Origin of the sequence: Sorangium aterium, assembly GCF_028368935.1 — a bacterium.
GTDB classification, from domain to species: domain Bacteria; phylum Myxococcota_A; class Polyangia; order Polyangiales; family Polyangiaceae; genus Sorangium; species Sorangium atrum.
In genome coordinates this window covers 283,838-301,512 of record NZ_JAQNDK010000006.1, presented here as the reverse complement: position 1 = coordinate 301,512, position 17,675 = coordinate 283,838, and the positions used below count along the sequence as shown (strand labels likewise).

Annotated in this window: 11 protein-coding genes; 8 read left to right on the top strand and 3 right to left on the bottom strand. The window is 73.8% G+C overall.

What is annotated here, in order from left to right; all coding sequences use genetic code 11:
* Positions 1-176: 176 nt before the first annotated feature.
* The 4 genes from POL72_RS45180 to POL72_RS45165 all read left to right on the top strand — a co-directional run bounded on the left by POL72_RS45180 (position 177) and on the right by POL72_RS45165 (position 5,851).
* On the top strand, positions 177-1,037 hold the full coding sequence (locus POL72_RS45180) for a BPTI/Kunitz domain-containing protein (protein ID WP_272103113.1): 861 nt from the start codon (positions 177-179) through the stop codon (positions 1,035-1,037).
* A 202-nt stretch (positions 1,038-1,239) separates the two neighbouring features.
* Positions 1,240-2,559, top strand: coding sequence for a sigma 54-interacting transcriptional regulator (locus POL72_RS45175; protein ID WP_272103112.1), 1,320 nt, complete (start codon positions 1,240-1,242; stop codon positions 2,557-2,559).
* Between the two features lie 216 nt (positions 2,560-2,775).
* A complete protein-coding gene (locus POL72_RS45170) occupies positions 2,776-4,509 on the top strand; it encodes a hypothetical protein (RefSeq protein ID WP_272103111.1) in 1,734 nt (577 codons plus the stop codon).
* 292 nt (positions 4,510-4,801) lie between these two features.
* A complete protein-coding gene (locus POL72_RS45165) occupies positions 4,802-5,851 on the top strand; it encodes a hypothetical protein (protein ID WP_272103110.1) in 1,050 nt (349 codons plus the stop codon).
* Here POL72_RS45165 and POL72_RS45160 read toward each other — a convergent pair.
* Positions 5,835-7,298, bottom strand: coding sequence for a serine/threonine-protein kinase (locus POL72_RS45160; protein ID WP_272103109.1), 1,464 nt, complete (start codon positions 7,296-7,298; stop codon positions 5,835-5,837). The two genes, POL72_RS45165 and POL72_RS45160, sit on opposite strands and share 17 nt — an antisense overlap.
* Before the next feature lie 119 nt (positions 7,299-7,417).
* Here POL72_RS45160 and POL72_RS45155 point away from each other — a divergent pair, with 119 nt between their 5' ends.
* The 4 genes from POL72_RS45155 to POL72_RS45140 all read left to right on the top strand — a co-directional run bounded on the left by POL72_RS45155 (position 7,418) and on the right by POL72_RS45140 (position 14,635).
* The gene (locus POL72_RS45155) at positions 7,418-11,416 is read left to right on the top strand and encodes a serine/threonine-protein kinase (RefSeq protein WP_272103108.1); all 3,999 of its coding nucleotides are present in this window, start codon (positions 7,418-7,420) and stop codon (positions 11,414-11,416) included.
* A 9-nt stretch (positions 11,417-11,425) separates the two neighbouring features.
* Positions 11,426-11,914 (top strand): SsrA-binding protein SmpB, encoded by a 489-nt coding sequence (smpB, locus tag POL72_RS45150; RefSeq protein WP_012234932.1) that lies wholly within the window; start codon positions 11,426-11,428, stop codon positions 11,912-11,914.
* Positions 11,915-12,086: 172 nt separating this feature from the next.
* The gene (locus POL72_RS45145) at positions 12,087-13,598 is read left to right on the top strand and encodes a pyridoxal phosphate-dependent decarboxylase family protein (RefSeq protein WP_272103107.1); all 1,512 of its coding nucleotides are present in this window, start codon (positions 12,087-12,089) and stop codon (positions 13,596-13,598) included.
* 161 nt (positions 13,599-13,759) lie between these two features.
* Positions 13,760-14,635 (top strand): hypothetical protein, encoded by an 876-nt coding sequence (locus POL72_RS45140; RefSeq protein ID WP_272103106.1) that lies wholly within the window; start codon positions 13,760-13,762, stop codon positions 14,633-14,635.
* 43 nt (positions 14,636-14,678) lie between these two features.
* Here POL72_RS45140 and POL72_RS45135 read toward each other — a convergent pair whose 3' ends face one another.
* Positions 14,679-16,700, bottom strand: a complete 2,022-nt coding sequence (locus POL72_RS45135; RefSeq protein WP_272103105.1) for an amylo-alpha-1,6-glucosidase — start codon at positions 16,698-16,700, stop codon at positions 14,679-14,681.
* A 264-nt stretch (positions 16,701-16,964) separates the two neighbouring features.
* Entirely contained in the window at positions 16,965-17,600 is a 636-nt protein-coding gene (locus POL72_RS45130) for a hypothetical protein (protein ID WP_272103104.1), read from the bottom strand.
* Positions 17,601-17,675: the final 75 nt, after the last annotated feature.

Below are 17,675 nucleotides of genomic sequence, written 5' to 3'. Positions count from 1 at the left end.
CAGCACGCCGTGACCGACGCGCCGCACCTCGAGCACGTCGTCACGGCATGCAGCGTCGCCTGGCACACCACCGCCTGACATGCCATCGAAGACGGATGCATATCCTACGATCGATTGTCTTATCCTCAGGTAACCGGACGTGCGCCGATTGCAACGTATTTGAAATATACCGGAGCTTGTCCCTCGGTCTGGGCTTGCTCACCTCTCTCCTGCTCGCGGCGGGCTGCAGCGGCGCGGGGAACGACGGTGGATCGGGCGGCAGCGGCTCGGTCGCTGGCAGCGGCGTCGGCCCGGTCGCTGGCAGCGGCGGCGGACCGGTCGCCGGCAGCGGCGGCGGCTCGGTCGCGAGCAGCGGCGCCGGCGGCGAATCGCCGGACCGTTGTACGCTGCCGCAGGAGACCGGGCCGTGCGACGCGTCGATCCCGAGCTACTGGCACGACCCCGGCACCGGCGAGTGCGTTCCGTTCATCTATGGTGGCTGCGAGGGCAACGAGAACCGCTTCGAGTCGCTCGCGGCGTGCCTGGAGGCCTGTCAGGGCACCACGACGGACATGGATGCATGCGCGGCGCCGGGGGATTGCGTCCTCGCGCCGCCGCGCTGCTGCGCCTCCTGCGACCCGGTCGATGCCAGCGCGTTCGTCGCCCTCCACCGCGACGCGCTGGCGGATTTCTGGAATGCCAGCGGATGCGGGGACACGCAATGCGCGCCATGCCCGGAGGTCGGCGAGGCCGAGCGCACGTCCCAGTACTTCGCCGCCACATGCGAGAGCGGGCGCTGCGTCGTCGTCGACGTGCGCGAATCCCCGCTGACGGAATGCACGAAAGACGCGGACTGCGCCCTGCGCGACGGCGTCGGGTGCTGCGAGTCGTGCGATGGGAAAGGCATCGTCGCCCTCAACCAGAGCGCGGATCTCGGCGCCCTCGTCTGCCCCGAAGAGATCGTCGCGTGCCCTCCCTGCGCGCCCGTGTATCCGGAAGGAATGGCGGCGGTGTGCTCGGAGGGCAGGTGTAAACCGCAGCTCTCCGAGGCGCCCTGACCGACGGGTATTCGTTCCTCTCCTTCGCGCTCGTCCAGGCCGGGAGACGGCGGCGCCGATCTCGAACGATCTCCGCGAGCGGGTGGTCGCGGCGTACAAGGCGGGTCCGCCGCGGAGAGCCGCCGCTCGGCGCCGTGGTAGCCTCGACCCGATGTCGCACGGCCAGCCATCGCCCTCCTCGCCCGACGAGACCCGCGCGCTCGTGTCCCGCTCCACGGAGCTCGTGTTCAGGCGCTTCCGGCTCAAGGTCCTGGAGGGCCCGGAGCGCGGCCTCACGCGGGACTCGGACGAGCCGGAGCTCGTGATCGGCTCCGCGCCGGGGACGCACCTCACGCTCACCGATCCGACCGTCTCCCGCCATCACTGCGCCATCACCGCGACGGCCGAGGGGTTCCTGCTCCGCGATCTCGACAGCAAGAACGGCACGACCATGGCCGGGTACCGCGTCCGCTCCGCCTACCTCAAGGCCGGGACCGTGCTCGGCGTCGGCGAGACCTCGCTGCGCTTCGAGCACCTCGACGAGGAGGTCCGCCAGCCGCTCAGCCACGAGGAGCGCTACGGCCGCGCCCTCGGGCAGAGCGCCGCCATGCGCCGCGTGTTCGCCCTCCTGCCCAGGATCGCCGGGAGCGCCTCCACCGTGCTGATCGAGGGCGAGACCGGCACCGGCAAGGGCCTCGTCGCCGAGGCCATCCACCAGAGCAGCCCGCGCGCGGGCGGGCCCTTCGTCGTCGTCGATTGCTCCGCGATCCCGCCGAACCTCATCGAGGCCGAGCTCTTCGGGCACGTGAAGGGCGCCTTCACCGGCGCGGTCGCGTCGCGCCCGGGCGCCTTCGAGGCGGCGCGCGGCGGCACCGTCTTCCTCGACGAGATCGGCGAGCTGCCGCTCGACATGCAGCCCAAGCTGCTCCGCGCGCTCGAGGAGCGCATCGTCAAGCGCATCGGCAGCCTCGATCCGGTGCCGCTCGACATGCGCGTCGTCGCGGCGACCCACCGCGACCTCCGGAAGGAGGTCAACCGCGGCCGCTTCCGGGCCGATCTCTTCTACCGCCTCAACGTGGTGCGGATCCGCATCCCGCCGCTGCGCGAGCGGATCGAGGACATCCCGCTGCTCGTCGCCCATTTCTACGAGCAGCTGGTCACGGACGGCGATCCGAGCCCGCCCGCCGAGCTCCTCCAGGCGCTCGCGCAGCAGGACTGGCCCGGCAACGTGCGCGAGCTGCGGGCCGCCGTGGAGCGCGCGGTCCTCCTCGGCGACGCGGCGCCGTGGCGCGACGGCGCGGACGACGAGGGGGGCGCGCCGGACAGCGCCGCGCCGCCCGCGCCCGAGGACGCCTTCGACCCGGCGCTCTCGTTCCGCGCCGCCAAGGAGAAGGCCACGTCGCGCTGGGAGCGCGCGTACCTCCGGGGGCTGCTCCGCGCCCACGGCGGCAACCTCTCGGCGGCCGCGCGCGCGGCGCGCATGGACAGGAGCCACCTCCACGAGCTGCTCCGCCGGCACGACCTGTCGGCCCGCGAGGAGTAGCCGCGTAGGCGCGCGCCTACACCTGTGGGCGCCCGCCTACGGGGACAGGGGCGCGCGGCGCGGAAAGCGCCGCCGGAAGGAGGACGGCAGCGCCGGCGATCCGCGAGATCCGCCGCCCGGCACCGGCGCACAGCGCCCGGCACGGGTGCTGCAGGCACAAGCGCTGCAGGCACAAGCGCTGCAGGCACAAGCGCTGCAATAGAGATCCGCGACACCATGACAATGCAAGGCACGCCCCGGTACCTGCTCCTGGCACTCCTCGGATCGAGCCCCGCTGCGCTTGGCTGCGCCGTGGCGGCGGACGAAGCCCCCGCCGCGCTCGGCGAAGCGGCGCAAGCCGTGCTCAGCGGCGATGAGCCGCCGGCGCCGGCGCCGGCGCCTGATCCGGAGCCGGACAACAGCTCTCCGAGGCCTGAGGTCATCTCGTTGAACGGCATCAAAGCCAATTTCACGCGGGACGTCCGCGTCCTAGACCTTCTCTTCAACCTCAAGTCTGCCCCCCTCGCCAGCGCGTCCAAGTTGATCTCCACGAGCGTGACCGGCGAAAAGAACAAGCTGCTCCGCACAGCGATGGCGTACATGATATCTTGCGCCCTGAGCCAGGGGCAACGGCTCCTCGTAAAGAATCCGCAACCGACAGCTTTCTATCAGTTCGACGGTCTCCACGGCCTTGCCCCGTCCTGGAGCGACCAGCGCGGGCTCACCGAGCAAGAGCAGCGCTGGGTGAGCGCGTGCCTGCTCGCGCACGCCAACAAGAGGGGCAATCCGGTCCGCTTCTCGCTGCGCGCGCCGCGCCTGACCATCACCCCCGAGGAAGCGATGGACTACACGGCCCAGGAAGCCACGTACTTCGGCGACCTCTTCCTCCGGGAGCCAAAGACGTTCGCGTGCATCGGCGCGACGAGCAACCAGGCGGCGATAGAGGGAGGGCGGACTTGCCACGAGTCCGGCGAGGAGTGCGAGTTCCAGGTCCTCGGTCCCTGCGCCGCACATTGCTCCAGAGACGGGGACATCTTCGGGCAGTGCGGGGACGGCGGCGTCACGTACCGGGAGGTCGTCACGGTCTACAACCGATCGAGCAACGATCTCGCGCCGACCACGCCTGGGGCAACCGGCGTCGGAGTCTTTCGTGCAGGCACCTTCGTGCTCGATCGCAACCGCAACGGGTGGGACGGCGACGCCGGGATCAGCTTCTCCGTCACCGGCAACACGCCTGTCGTGGGCGACTGGACCGGAGACGGTCACTCGAAGCCCGGCGTGTTCCGCGACGCCGACGGGATGTGGTTCCTCGATCTCGACGGCGAGGGCTGGTCGCCCCGCGTCGATCGGCAGATCCAGTTCGGGCTCCCCGGCGACGTGCCCGTGGTCGGCGACTGGACCGGCGAAGGCCAGACGCGCGTCGGCGTCTTCCGGGCCGGCGTCTGGTACTTCGATCTCGACGGCGACGGCTACGACACGTCCGATCGCGTCCTCCACTGGGGCAGTCCGGGGGACACCCCGGTCGTCGGGAGCTGGGACGGCAGCGGCAAGACGCGCCCCGGCGTCGTCCGCGTGCTGCCCGATGGCATGATGTACTGGTTCCTCGACATGAGCAGCGACGGGCTGGACGGCTCTTACCGCGTGCTCCAGTTCGGCCTGCGCGGCGATGTGCCCCTCGTCGGAGACTGGACCGGTACCGGCCAGACGCGCGTCGGCGTCTTCCGGAACGGGGAGTTCCACCTCGATTTCAACGGCAATGGGTACGACGGCGAGCTGCCCATCCTGCTCGGCCAAGCGGGCGATATCCCCGTCGTGGGGCGCTGGAGCGGCACCGCCCGGAGCCTCGTCGGCGCATGGCGGCCGCCGACCGGGACATGGCTCCTCGACATGAACGGCAACGGCTGGGACGGCGCAGACCGCGCCGTCCAGTTCGGCCTCCCCGGCGACGTCCCCCTCACCGGCTCCTGGTGAGCGAGAGCGGCGGGCACCCGCTTCGGATACGGGCCCATCTCGACGTTTTCGGTGCTCGGCGCACCGGAGTGCGCCTGCGCGCCGAAAACGCCGTTCTGGACCCGTCTCCTGTGCGGGTGACCGCCGCTCTGTGACGCAGGGTGCCTGGGCGGAGAGGTAGACGCTTTAGAACAACCGATTCGGGACAGCTGATCTCGGGCCGCGCTGACGCGGGGCGATCGCTGTTCGCAGATAGGCGTGTGTCGTCATGCCGGCGATCCGCGCCATGACCGATGGATCCTAGAAGATGAGGATGAAATCTATGAATTCGATGTCGACAAAGTCCACTACGCTGCTTCTTCTGATCGCCGCTGTCACCGCCGCGGCGGGCTGCGGGGAAGCGCCGCTCGACGGCGCCGACGCGCTCGAGGACTCCCTCGGCGAGGCGGACGGCGCGCTCGATGGCGAGAGCGATGACGGCAGCGACAGCCCGATCTTGCCGCCCATCTCGCGCGTTCGGACCGGCGTCGGGGTCTTCCGTGGGCTGAGCACCTTCGTGCTCGATCGCAACCGCAACGGGTGGGACGGCGACGCCGGGATCAGCTTCTCCGTCGCCGGCAACACGCCTGTCGTGGGCGACTGGACCGGAGACGGTCACTCGAAGCCCGGCGTGTTCCGCGACGCCGACGGGATGTGGTTCCTCGATCTCGACGGCGAGGGCTGGTCGCCCCGCGTCGATCGGCAGATCCAGTTCGGGCTCCCCGGCGACGTGCCCGTGGTCGGCGACTGGACCGGCGAAGGCCAGACGCGCGTCGGCGTCTTCCGGGCCGGCGTCTGGTACTTCGATCTCGACGGCGACGGCTACGACACGTCCGATCGCGTCCTCCACTGGGGCAGTCCGGGGGACACCCCGGTCGTCGGGAGCTGGGACGGCAGCGGCAAGACGCGCCCCGGCGTCGTCCGCGTGCTGCCCGATGGCATGATGTACTGGTTCCTCGACATGAGCAGCGACGGGCTGGACGGCTCTTACCGCGTGCTCCAGTTCGGCCTGCGCGGCGATGTGCCCCTCGTCGGAGACTGGACCGGTACCGGCCAGACGCGCGTCGGCGTCTTCCGGAACGGGGAATTCCACCTCGATCTCAACGGCAATGGGTACGACGGCGAGCTGCCCATCCTGCTCGGCCAAGCGGGCGATATCCCCGTCGTGGGGCGCTGGAGCGGCACCCCCCGGAGCCTCGTCGGCGTCTGGCGGCCGCCGACCGGGACATGGCTCCTCGACATGAACGGCAACGGCTGGGACGGCGCAGACCGCGCCCTCCAGTTCGGCCTCCCCGGCGACGTCCCCATCACCGGGATCTGGTGATCGCCGGGAGGGCGCGCGCGTAGAGCCGCGCCACGGCCCCGGCCGGCGCCGCCTCGATCCCGAGCCCGTCGAGCAGCGCCGCCGTCGCGAGGTCGAGCAGCGCCGCCGTCGCGAAGAGGCCGGCGGGCAGGCCCTCCGGGAGCCACGCCGCGACGTCGAGCAGCGGGCCCCCTGCCGGCGCGCCGCCGTCGAAGCGCGCCGGGGCGGCGTGGAGGCACAGCGCGACGTGCACCCGCGGATCGCGCGCGGGACGCGCCTCGAGCGCGCCGAGGAGCGCGCGCGCCGCGTCGATCGCCGACCGCCGCGCGGCGCGCTCGCCGCCGGGGAACCCGCCCGGATCGACGACGTAGAGCGCGGCGTGGCCGGCCTCGACCGCGGCGCGGAAGCCGCGCTCGGCGAGCCACGCCTGCGCGGCGGGCAGGATCGCCTCCAGGTCGTCGAGCAGGCCCGGCTCCGCGTCCTCCAGCGCCGCCGCGTCGGCGCGCGCCTCGACGTGGAGGGCGACCGCGAGCCGCTCGGCGCCGGACGGGAGGCCAGCGCGGCCCGCCGCCTCCCGGAGCTCGGCGAGCAGCGCCGCCGCGCCCTGCTGGCGGCGCCCCGGGTCCTTGCTGAGCGCCCGCAGCACCACCTCGTCGATCGCAGGCTCGACCGGCGCGCGCGCGCTCGGGCGCGGCGGGCGGGCGTGGAGGTGCAGCTGCGGGAGCAGCGCCGACGTCGCCGGGAAGGGCGGCTCGCCGGTGAGCAGGGCATAGAGGAGCGCGCCGAGCGCGTAGACGTCGGTGCGCTGATCCGTCGGCAGGCCGCGGATCTGCTCGGGCGCCATGAACGCCGGCGTGCCGACCATCTGCCGCGAGCCGGTGATCGCCGGCCCCGAGTCGTCGAGCAGCTTGGCCACGCCGAAGTCGAGGAGCACGACGCGCCGCGCGCCGCCTTCGTCCGCCAGGAAGACGTTCGAGGGCTTGATGTCGCGGTGCACGATCGCCTGAGCGTGCGCGGCCGAGAGCGCTGACGCGAGCGGATCGAGGATCGAGAGCGTCTCGTCGAGCGACAGGCGCCCGGCCGCCGCGAGGTGCGCCCGGAGATCCACGCCGTCGAGCAGCTCCATCGCGAAGTACGGGTTCCCGTCCGGAAGCTCGCCGACGTCGTGGACGGCGATGACGTTGGGGTGCCGGATGCGGCCGATCGCGCGCACCTCGCGCGCGAAGCGGAGCGCCGCCTCGTGGCTCGAGACGAGATCGGCGTGGAGCACCTTGAGCGCGCGCGCGGCGCCGCCCCCCTCCGCGGGGACCACGCGGTACACGGCGCCCGCGCCGCCGTGGCCGAGCAGCGATGCGACGACGTAGTCGCCGACGCGATCCCCGGGCGAGAGCACGCGCCGGTCCCCGGAGGAGCATCCCCGCGCCACGACCGTGGTGAGCGGCACAGGGTCGGTCGCGTCGCACTTCACAAGACATACAGCGTAGCATGCGGGGCGCGCGGAGCGCCGCCGGGGGCGCTCCGGATCTCAGCTTCTCGTACTCAGCCCCTCGCCCTCGCCGCACCGGACGCCGCCGCCCGAGAGGTCCTTTGCCTCGCTGCCCACGTTGCCACATCCGGGTCTCCGCCTCGCGCCCGTGTCCCCGCGACGGCTTCACGGCGCCCGCGGTCACGGAGGCGAGCGCCGGGGCGCCGTCGCGCATCGAGGGCTTCGCCGTGGGCGGCGAGCTCGGCCGCGGCGGGTTCTCGGTGGTCTGGGAGGCCACGCGCCGCGACGACGGCGCGGCCGCCGCCATCAAGGTGGCGCGCGCCAGCACCGGGCTCGCGCGGGCGCGCTTCGCGCGGGAGGCAGCGGCGATGTCCCGCGCCGGCGCGCCGCCCGCGCCCGCGCTCCACGCGCGAGGGCAGCTCGACGACGGGCGACCGTACCTCGCGACGGAGCGGGTGCGGGCGCCGACGCTCGCCCGGTGGATCGAGGACCGCGCCGCGGGCGCAGGCGCGGCGGCCGCCCCCGACGGCGCGCTCGCGGTGGCCGCGGCGGTGCTCGAGGCGCTCGGCGCCGTCCACGCGCGCGGCGTCGTGCACCGCGATCTCACGCCCGACAACGTGGCGATCGACGCGACCGGCCCCGCCGTGCGCGCGACGCTGCTCGACTTCGGCCGGGCTTGCACGCTCGGCGGCGGCGCCGCTCGCGAGACGGGCGACGGCGCGGCGTGGGCCGGCGCCGAACGGACCGGCGCGGGCTTCGCGCTGGGGACGCCCGAGTACATGGCGCCCGAGCAGATCCGCGGCGAGGCGGCGGCGGACGCGCGGACGGACCTCTATGCGTTCGGCGTGATCCTCCACGAGCTCTTCGCGCTGAGGCCGCCCTTCGTCGGCGATCGCAGCGCGATCGAGCACGGCCACCTCCACCTGCGCCCGCCGCGCCTGCCGGAGGAGGCAGGCGCCTCCGACGCGGTGCAGGAGCTCATCCTCGCCTGCATGGCCAAGGACCCGGCCGAGCGCCCGCCGAGCGCCGACGCCCTCCGGCGCGCGCTGGACGACGCGCTCCCGCGCACGCTGGACGATGCGCGCCGCCGCGCGCCGTGCGCCCTGCCCGTGGCCGCCGCCGCGCCCGCGCCGGCCGAGACGCCCGCGGCGGCCGAGATGCCCACGGCGGCCGAGACGCCCGCGGCGGCCGAGACGCCCGCGGCGGCCGAGACGCCCGCGGCGGCCGCAGCAAAGGCGCCGGGCGCGGCGCTCATCGCAGAGGGCCGCCGGCTGATGGCGCTCGTCGCCGTCGAGACCACGGCTGACGCCGCGCAGGTGAGCGCCGCCGTCGCGCGGCGCGCGGGCTTCGTGGCGCGGCGCCGCGGCCGACGCTTCGTCGCGGTCTTCTCGGGCGCCGACGTCGAGGCGCCGCTCGCGGCCGCGCTCGCCGCCGCCGAGGACCTCACCCGCGGCGGTGAAGCGCGCGCCGCTGTCCACCTCGCCCCGCTCCGCAGCCGCCCGCGCAGCGACGGCCCGCCCGCCGTCTACGGCGCGGCGGTGGAGCAGCCCGAGACCTGGATCCCCGAGGGCGCGGCGGATCCCGTAGTGCTCACCGAGGCCGCCGCCCGCGCGCTCCCGGCGGCGCGCGCCGGCGCTGGCGCCGAGACGGACCTCCTGCGGCAGCGCGCGGGACCGCCGCTCGTCGGCCGAGACGACGTCCTCGACGCGCTCGCCGCCAGCGCCGGCGCCTGCTTCGCGCGCGGCGCGCCTGGGCTGTTCACGCTCCTCGGCGAGCGCGGCCTCGGCAAGTCCCGCCTCCTCGCGGAGGCGGCCGCGCTGGTGCAGCGCCTCTGGCCCGACGCGGCGGTGATCGCCGCCGCCGCGGAGCCGCCCGCGGCGGGAGAGCCGGCGCGGCCGCTGCAGGAGCTCCTGCGCCAGGCGCTCGCCGGAGCGCCGCCGGGCGACGAGCACGGCCCGCGCGCGCTCGCCTCGGCGCTGCGCGCGCGGGCGCGCAGCGGGCCGATCGCGGTCGTCCTCGACGACGCGCACTGGGCGCCCGACGGCCTCCTCGACGCGCTCGAGGTCGCCACCCTGGACGGCGAGCGCGGGCCCTGCTGGGTGCTCGTCGCCGCGGATCCGCGGCTCGCCGCGGCGCGCCGGGGGTTCGGCGCGCGCGCCTCCCGGAGCGACGCGCTCACCCTGGCCCCGCTCGACGCGGCCGCCGGGGTCCGGCTCGCCGCCGCGCTCCTCGCGCCCGCCGAGTACCCGCCCGCGGCCGCGCTCGACCGGCTGCACGGCTGGGCCGCCGGCAACCCCGCGGCGCTCGTGGAGCTCGCCGCCGCGCTCAGGGAGGCCGGCATGGTGCGCCGGCGCGCGCGGACGGGCAGCTTCTACCTCGCCACCGCGGCGCTCGACCGCATCCCGCCCTCCCCCGCGTGGCAGTGGCTCGCCACGCGCCAGCTCGACCTCCTGCCGCGGGAGATCTCGGCGTGCGCCCGCCTGTGCGCGGTCCTCGGCGTCACCTTCAGCGCCGCCGAGGTCGAGCGCGTCCAGGGCGCGCTCGAGCGCGGCGGCGGCGCGACCACGCCCGTCGACGCGCGCGCCGGCCTGCGCGCGCTCCGCGACCACGGCCTGCTCGAGCAGCGCGCGCCCGATCGGTTCGCCTTCCGGAGCGCCGCGCTCCGCGACGCGCTGTACGGGATGCTCGACCCGTCGCACCGCCGTCGCGTCCACCAGGCTGCGCTCGAGGTGTGGCGGGATGCCCGGGATCCGGGCGCGGACGCGCTCGAGCGCCTCGCCCTGCACGCCGCCGCGGTGGGCGCGCGCGCGGAGGCCGCGGCGGCGTCGATCCGGCTCGCCGAGGCCGCGCTCGCGGCGCACGAGCACGTGGCCGCCGACGCCCATGCAACGCGCGCGATCGAGGTGATCGAGGTGATCGACGCGATTGACGTGGGCGACGTGATCCACGCGCCGGGCGAGGCTCCGGGAGGCGTGCCAGGCGAGGCGCTCGGCGGCGCCGACGGCCTGGCCAGGGCGCGCGCGCTCACGCTGCGGGGCGCGGCGCGCTACCGGATGTCGCGCACGCGCGAGGCGCTCGAGGACCTCACCGCGGCGGCCGCCTCCGCGCGCGCGTCGGGCGCAGACGCGCTGCTCTGCGAGGCCCTGCTCGAGGAGGCCACGGCGCTCGATTGGGACAACGACTTCGCCGGCTCGGCGGCGCGCGTGGAGGAGGCGCGGCCGATCGTCGCGCGCCTCGGCGACCGCCGGCTCTCGCGCCGCTTCCTCGTGGCCGAGGGGCGCTGCGGGTGGCGCCACGCGCGCGTGCCCGAGGCGGTCGAGCAGCTCGGCCGCGGCGCGGCGATGGCCGAGGCGGACGGAGATCACGAGGCGCGCGTCGTCGCGCTCCTGCTGCTCGCGTGCGCGCTGGTCGTGGCCGGTCGGCTCGCGGAGGCCGAGGCCCGCTTCGACGAGGTGATCGCGCTCGCGGCCGGGGCGAAGGACAGCGTCCACCTCTGCGTCGCGTACTGCAACCGGTTCTTCCTGTGGACCGCGATGGAGGCGCTGGACCGCGCGATCGACGATCTCCGGCGCGCGGTCGATCTGGCGCGCGAGGTGGGCAACCCGTGGCCCGAGCGCGCGGCGACCGGCAACCTCGCCGAGCAGCTCTTCTGGAACGGGAGCGACGACGAGGCGCTCGAGCTCGCCCGCCGAGGCCGCGCGCTCGAGGAGCGCTTCATGGAGCGCCCGGTGGTCGAGCTCTCGCTGATGCTCGCCCGGCTCCACGCCGCGCGCGGCGAGGACGCCGAGGCCGCGGCGGCGGTCGCGTGGATCCGCGCGAGCTGCCCGCCCGGCCCGGGGGCGCCGAACGCGCAGGCCTTGCTGGACTCCGTGGCGCTCGCGATCGGCGCGCCCGGCGGCGCGGGCTGGGAGGAGACGCTCGCGCGCTCGCGCGGCCTGCTCCCGATCGAGCGGCTCGAGGCGCTCTACTTCCTGGCGCGCGCCGCCCGCCGCGCCGGCCGGGAGGCCGACGCACGCGCGGCCTTCGCCGAGGCCCGCCCGCTGCTCCCGTCGGGCCTCTCGTTCGCCCGGCGCTTCGCCGCGCTGGGGATCGACGGATAAGATCCCCTGATGCCGAAGGAGAAGGCCAGGCCGGGCGAGACGCTCATCGCGCGCAACAAGCGCGCGGGCTTCAATTACGACCTCGGCGACCGGTTCGAGGCGGGGATCGTCCTCAAGGGGAGCGAGGTGAAGATGCTTCGCGCCGGCAAGGCCGACTTGACCGACTCGTTCTGCACGGTCCTCCGGGGCGAGGTGTTCCTGCACGGCGTGAGCATCGCCGCGATGGCAAGCGCCGCCTTCGGCCACGTGCCGAAGGGCGCGCGCAAGCTCCTCCTCCACCGGCGCGAGATCGAGCGCATCGATCTCTCGATCGCCCGCGAGGGCATGACCGCCGTCGCCACCCGGCTCTACTTCAAGAGCGGTCTTGCCAAGGTCGAGATCGCGCTGGCGCGGGGGAAGAAGAGCCACGACAAGCGCGAGACCATCAAGGAGCAAGACGCCGAGCGCGAGATGCGCGCCGTGGTGGTGCACGGACAGCGAGGGTACGGACGCGCGTGACGCTCCGGCGAGCTCGCGGAGGACCCGGCTCGGCGTCGATCGCAGGCCGGCGTCCCCGTGACGAGGCGGCTCGTCTCGCTGGACGTCTCTAAACGTCTTCGCGACGTCCTCGCGACGCCTTCGCCCGGAACGCCGCGCGCCGTGGAGCGCGCGGTGAAGTAGGATGCCCGCGTTGGCCCGCCCGAAACGCCCGCCGTCAGGCCCCCACCCGCTCGAGCTGCCGGGCGACGCCATGCGCGAGATGGTCGAGCTCGCGATGGACCGCATCGTCCAGCACATCGAGAGCCTGCCGGAGCAGCCGATGCACGCGACGCGGGGAGGCAAGCGGGTCGCGCGCTCGCTCCGCGAGCCGCTGCCGGAGCGCGGCGTGCCTTATGAAAAGCTCCTCCGGAAGCTCTTCGGCAAGCTCATCCCGATGAGCCTGAACACGGCGTCCCCCGGTTACATGGGGTACATCCCGGGCGGCGGGCTCTTTCACGCGGCCGTGGCCGATCTGATCGCGGACGCGGTGAACAGGTATGTGGGCGTCTTCCAGGCCGCCCCCCTGCTCGTGCAGATCGAGGCGAACGTGATCGCCTGGTTCTGCGCCATGCTCGGCCTGCCCGAGGGTTCGGGGGGGATCCTCACGACGGGCGGCTCGCTCGCGAACCTCGTCGCGGTGATCACCGCGCGCCGCGAGCGCCTCCCGCCGGACTTCCTGCGAGGGACCCTCTATGCCTCGGAGGAAGCGCACCACTCGGTGACGAAGGCCGCGCTCCTCGCCGGCTTTCCGCCGGAGGCCGTGCGCGAGATCCCGGTGGACGGGCGCTTTCGCATGCGGCTCGGCGCGGCGGCGGAGGCTGTCGCGCGCGACCGGGCGCGCGGCCTCTCCCCTTTCCTCCTCGTCGCCTCCGCGGGCACGACGGGCACCGGCGCGATCGACGAACTGCCCGCCCTCGCCGACCTCGCCCAGACCGAGCGCCTCTGGCTGCACGTCGACGCGGCGTACGGCGGCTTCTTCGCGCTCACCGAGCGAGGGCGCGCGGCGATGCGGGGGATCGAGCGCGCCGACTCGGTGACGCTGGACCCGCACAAGAGCCTCTTCTTGCCGTATGGGACAGGCTGCCTCGCGGTGCGCGATCGCGAGGCGCTGCGGCGCGCGCACGCGCTCTCCGCCTCGTACATGCCGCCGATGCAGGCGGAGGACGATCTCGTGGATTTCTGCGCGATCAGCCCCGAGCTGTCGCGCGACGCGCGCGGGCTGCGGGTGTGGCTGCCGCTCAAGATGCATGGGGCCTCCGTCTTCCGGGCCGAGCTCGACGAGAAGCTCACGCTCGCCTGCGGCGCGGCCGACGCGCTCCGGCAGATGGCGCACATCGAGGTCGTGGCGGAGCCCGAGCTGTCGCTCCTCGCGTTCAGGGCGCGGCCGCCCGGCGTCGACGACGGGCCGGCGCTCGACGCGCTGAATCGGCGCCTCCTCGCGCGGGTGAACGCGAAGCAGCGGGTGCTGCTCACGGGGGTGGTGGCCGGGGGGCGGTTTCTGCTGCGGATGTGCATCCTGAGCTTCAGGACACACGCGGACCGCGTGAACGCGGCGCTCGCCGACGTCGCGACGAGCCTTGCGGAAGTGCTGGAAGAGCTCCGAGATGGGCGGCTTTCGCCCGCGCGCGGAAGCGATCGGCACGGAGGAGCGGACGACGACTGAAGGGGCGCGACAGCCCAGCTCGCCCGGCGCTGGCTCAGCTCGGTCTCGTGGAACGGCCAGCCGTCTCGACCTCCACCGGCGAGGAGATCCCGAAGCTCGTCCTGGTGCTCACGGTGGTTTGGCTCCGGCGATCCATCTACGATCGAACCGAGGAGGTTCTCATGCGCACACAGCGACCTGTCTTGTTTGCGACGCTCCTATCGGCCGTCGCCGTCGCGATGTCCGCCGTGCCCGGATGCGGGGATGACGAGGCGCGGGCAGGCAGCGATTTCCTCTCCAGCTATGCGAAGGCCCTCTGCGAACGCACCTTCGCGTGCTGCGACGCGGCGACCCGCGCTGCGCACGACCTGGACGCGAGCTCCGCCGACGCGTGCGCCTCGGAGCTCGAGGCGATCCTCGTTGCCGTCAGCGACGGAGGCGAGGTGAAGGGCACCTTCGTCCCGGAGAAGGCGGAGGCGTGCCTCGCCGAGGTGGACGCGGCCCCCTGCGCCGAAATTCAAATCGTGAGCGTGCTCTTGGGGGTGAACGCCAAGTTCACGCCGTCCTGCCCCGGTGCGTGGGACGGCTCCGTGCCCGAGGGCGGGACGTGCGGCAACAACTGGGACTGCGCCCGGGACCGCTGCTTGCACACCGTCGACGCGAGCGGGCAGTCGACGTCGGCGTGCAGAGCGAGGGCGGTGGCCGGAGAGCCATGCTCGTCGAGGTTCGACTGCGACGACGGGCTCCGGTGCGACCAGCCCTCGGCGCCCGACGCGGGGACGTGCGCGCCACGGCTCGCCATGGGCGAATCGTGCAAGGGAAGCCTCGACTGCCAGGACGAGCTTCGCTGCGGCGAGGACGGGACGTGCCAGGCGCGCGAGCAGGCGGGTGGTGCATGCGCGTCGGACGAAGACTGCGCGGCCGGCGCGGCGTGCGATGGCGCCACGTGCACGCCGCTCGGCGCCGCCGGCGCGCCCTGCTCCGCCGATTCGGACTGCGCGTCCTTCGCGTGTGCTGATGCGACGGGCACCTGCGCCGACGTGTGCAAGGGCGGCTGATCTGGATCTCACCGGCGTCGAGCTCCGCGCCGGCGTCGTCGCGTCAAGCGGGCGCCTGGACGGGCGACGCCGCCTGGTCGAGGAGCGTGAAGGCGCGGAGCGCCTCGCCGACGCTCCACGCCTGGGCGATGCAGCCGCGCGGCACGAAGGGGGCGTCACCATCGAAGATCTCGCTGATCGAGCCGAGGCCGGCGGCGTTGATGTGATCACCCATCGGCGCGAGCAGCCGGCGGGCTGCGTCGGGATCGCGGTAGACGCGGAGGTGCGCCTCGATGAACGGGCCGATGAGCCACGCCCATACAGTGCCCTGGTGGTAAGAAGCGTCGCGGCGCTCCTGATCGCCGACGCAGACCCCCTGATAGGCCGGCTCCGACGGGGCGAGCGAGCGCAGCCCGTGCGACGTCAGGAGCGCCCGGGCGCACGCGTCGACAACGGCGCGCTGTCGCTCGGGGGAGAGCGGGCTCTCGGGGAGCGACACGGCGAAGAGCTGGTTCGGCCGGAGCGCCGCCTCGGCGCCGGAGGGCCCGTCGAGGACGTCGTAGCAGTAGTCCGCGGCGGCGTTCCAGAAGCGATCGAAGGACGCGAGGGCCCTCGCCGCCATCCCCTGATACGGCTCGGCGGGCTCGCCGAGGCGGGCGGCGAAGGCGACCATCGCCCGCAGCGCGTTGTACCAGAGGGCGTTGATCTCGACCGGCTTGCCGATACGCGGCGTGATCACGCGATCACCGACCTTGGCATCCATCCAGGTGAGCTGGACGCCTTCCTGCCCGCCGCGGAGCAGACCATCGCCCGGGTCGACATGGATCCCGTAACGCGTGCCCTTGATATGCCAGTCGATGATGTCCTGCAGCACCGGGAACAGATCGCGCAGGAGCCCGTCGTCGCCGGTCGCCTCGTGACAGGCGCGGATGGCCTGGAAGTACCAGAGGGTGGCGTCCATCGTGTTGTATTCAGGGACCGTGGCACCGTCGGGGAACCGGTTGGGCAGCATCCCCTGATCCACGAAGGCGGCGAACGTGCGGAGGATCGGCGCGGCGATGCTCGCCTGTCCTGTCGAGAGCGCGAGCCCGGGGAGGCTGATCATCGTGTCGCGGCCCCAGTCCTCGAACCAGGGATACCCGGCGATGATGCTCTTACCGGGGCTACCGCCGGGGCTCTTACCGGGGCTGCCGCCGGGGCTCTGCGCGCGGTCCACGACGAACTGGTCGGCGGCGAGGACGAGCTGTGCGACCCAGCCGGGGGCGGCGGCCGCGCCCGACGGCCTCGCCCCGCTCCACGCCGAGAGGAGGGCCCGATCGCGCGCGCGGCGGCGCGCGAGGGCCTCCGGCTCGACAGCGGTGGTGCCGTCTCCGGCGGCGGCGAGGAACACCACCGTCTCGCCGGGCAGGAGCGTCGTCTCGAAGGTCGCGACGTGGATGTGGTCGTCGCGATCGAGGAGGCCGCGCGCCGTCTCGGCCGGGAGCGCGAAGCCGCGGTAGAGCTCCGTCGCGGGGGTGGCCGCGCTGCCTTCCAGCTTGAGGAACAGCGGCAGCGCGTCGCCGGCCGTGACGACGCGGACGCCGCCCGAAGCGGCGCTGACCCCGGCCGGCCACGCGACGGTGCCGGTGTTGTGGAAGACGCGGTTGTTGGCGATGGCGCGCGCGGTGAAGCGCAACGGCTCGCGGGCCCGGAGCGCGGTGTAAGCGATGTAGGTGGTGTTCTGGCCGTGCTCCATCCAGATGCGCTTTTCGAGCAGCGCGTCGGCGCAGGCGTAGCGCCAGCAAGGGATCGAGCCGTCGAGCGCGAAGTGCTCGATGTTGACGAAGCCGCCCGGCGCGACGGCGCCGCTCGCCCAGCGGTTGGTCGCGAGGTCCCAGGCCGCGCCGCGGTACGTGACGGTCTCGTCGAGCTTGACCAGCATCAGCCGCCGATCGACGGGCGGCCGGAGGGCAGCGACGAGGAGCCCGTGGTAGCCGCGCGTGAGCGAGCCGGCCACCGTCCCGGAGCCATAGCCGCCGATGCCGTTGGTGACGAGCCACTCGCGCTCTTCGGCGATCCCCAGGTCGCCGCAGATTTCCCTCCCCATCCCGACCATGCGCTCCTCCTCCGGGACATCTATAGCTGACCGAGCGGGCTCGACGCGACCCTCGAAATCGCCGAGACGCCCTCGGTCGGCCTCGCCATGGGCCGGTCGCTCCCGACGCCGCGTTGCCCCCGCGACGCCCTATCGCTCGCCGACGACAGGCAGCGATCGGCGCGCCGGCGTGCCCTCGGAGGACGGGATGCGCGGCGGATCGGCCCACGACCCGAACAACTGCGGCTTGGCTCCGGCGCGATTGGAGCGGTCAACTCATCGACACGTGCAGTCGACCGAGATGGTGTAGCTGCCTTCGGCCCCGGCGTAGCCGTCCACCACCAGGTAGGATGTCTGGCCTGGCGCGCTCGTCCAGCTCACGGTCTCGACGGTCTGTAGATCCAGCGGGGTCGAGGACGCCATCTCGTTCGACCGGATGGGGTCGCAGGCGGAAAGCAGCAGCAGGTCCAGGTCCGTCGCGAGGTTCTCGAGCTTTGCGACCACCATGCACTCGGTCGTCGAGGAGAAGGCATAGACCGTCTCACGCCCGGACTCGGCACGGGCGGTCCGGCCGTAGCCCGTCCACACATTCGCGCGCCCCTGGCTCGTCGTGCTGTGATTCAAACGATCGCCACACGTGATCGGTAACGCTCCCCCACACGGGTCGACCGCCCCATCCCCGCCCCCGCCCGCGACACCGCCCCCGGCGCCGCCCGGGTCGCCGCCGGCGCCGGTGCCCCCGTGGCCGCCCTCGGCGCCGGCCGTTCCCGCCGAGCCGACGGCGCCGCCTTCGCCGCTGTTCGCGACGGATCCGCCGGCGCCGCCGCCGCCACCGGTGGCGCCAGAGCCATTGCCGGCAGCACCACCCGGCGCGTCCGCCTCGGGCACATCGTTGCCGCACGCTGCAACCATGAAAACCGCGCAACCAAGGGCCAGGTGAAGTCGAAACACATTGCCTCCTTCCGTTCCGCCTGCGCCCCGCAGCCT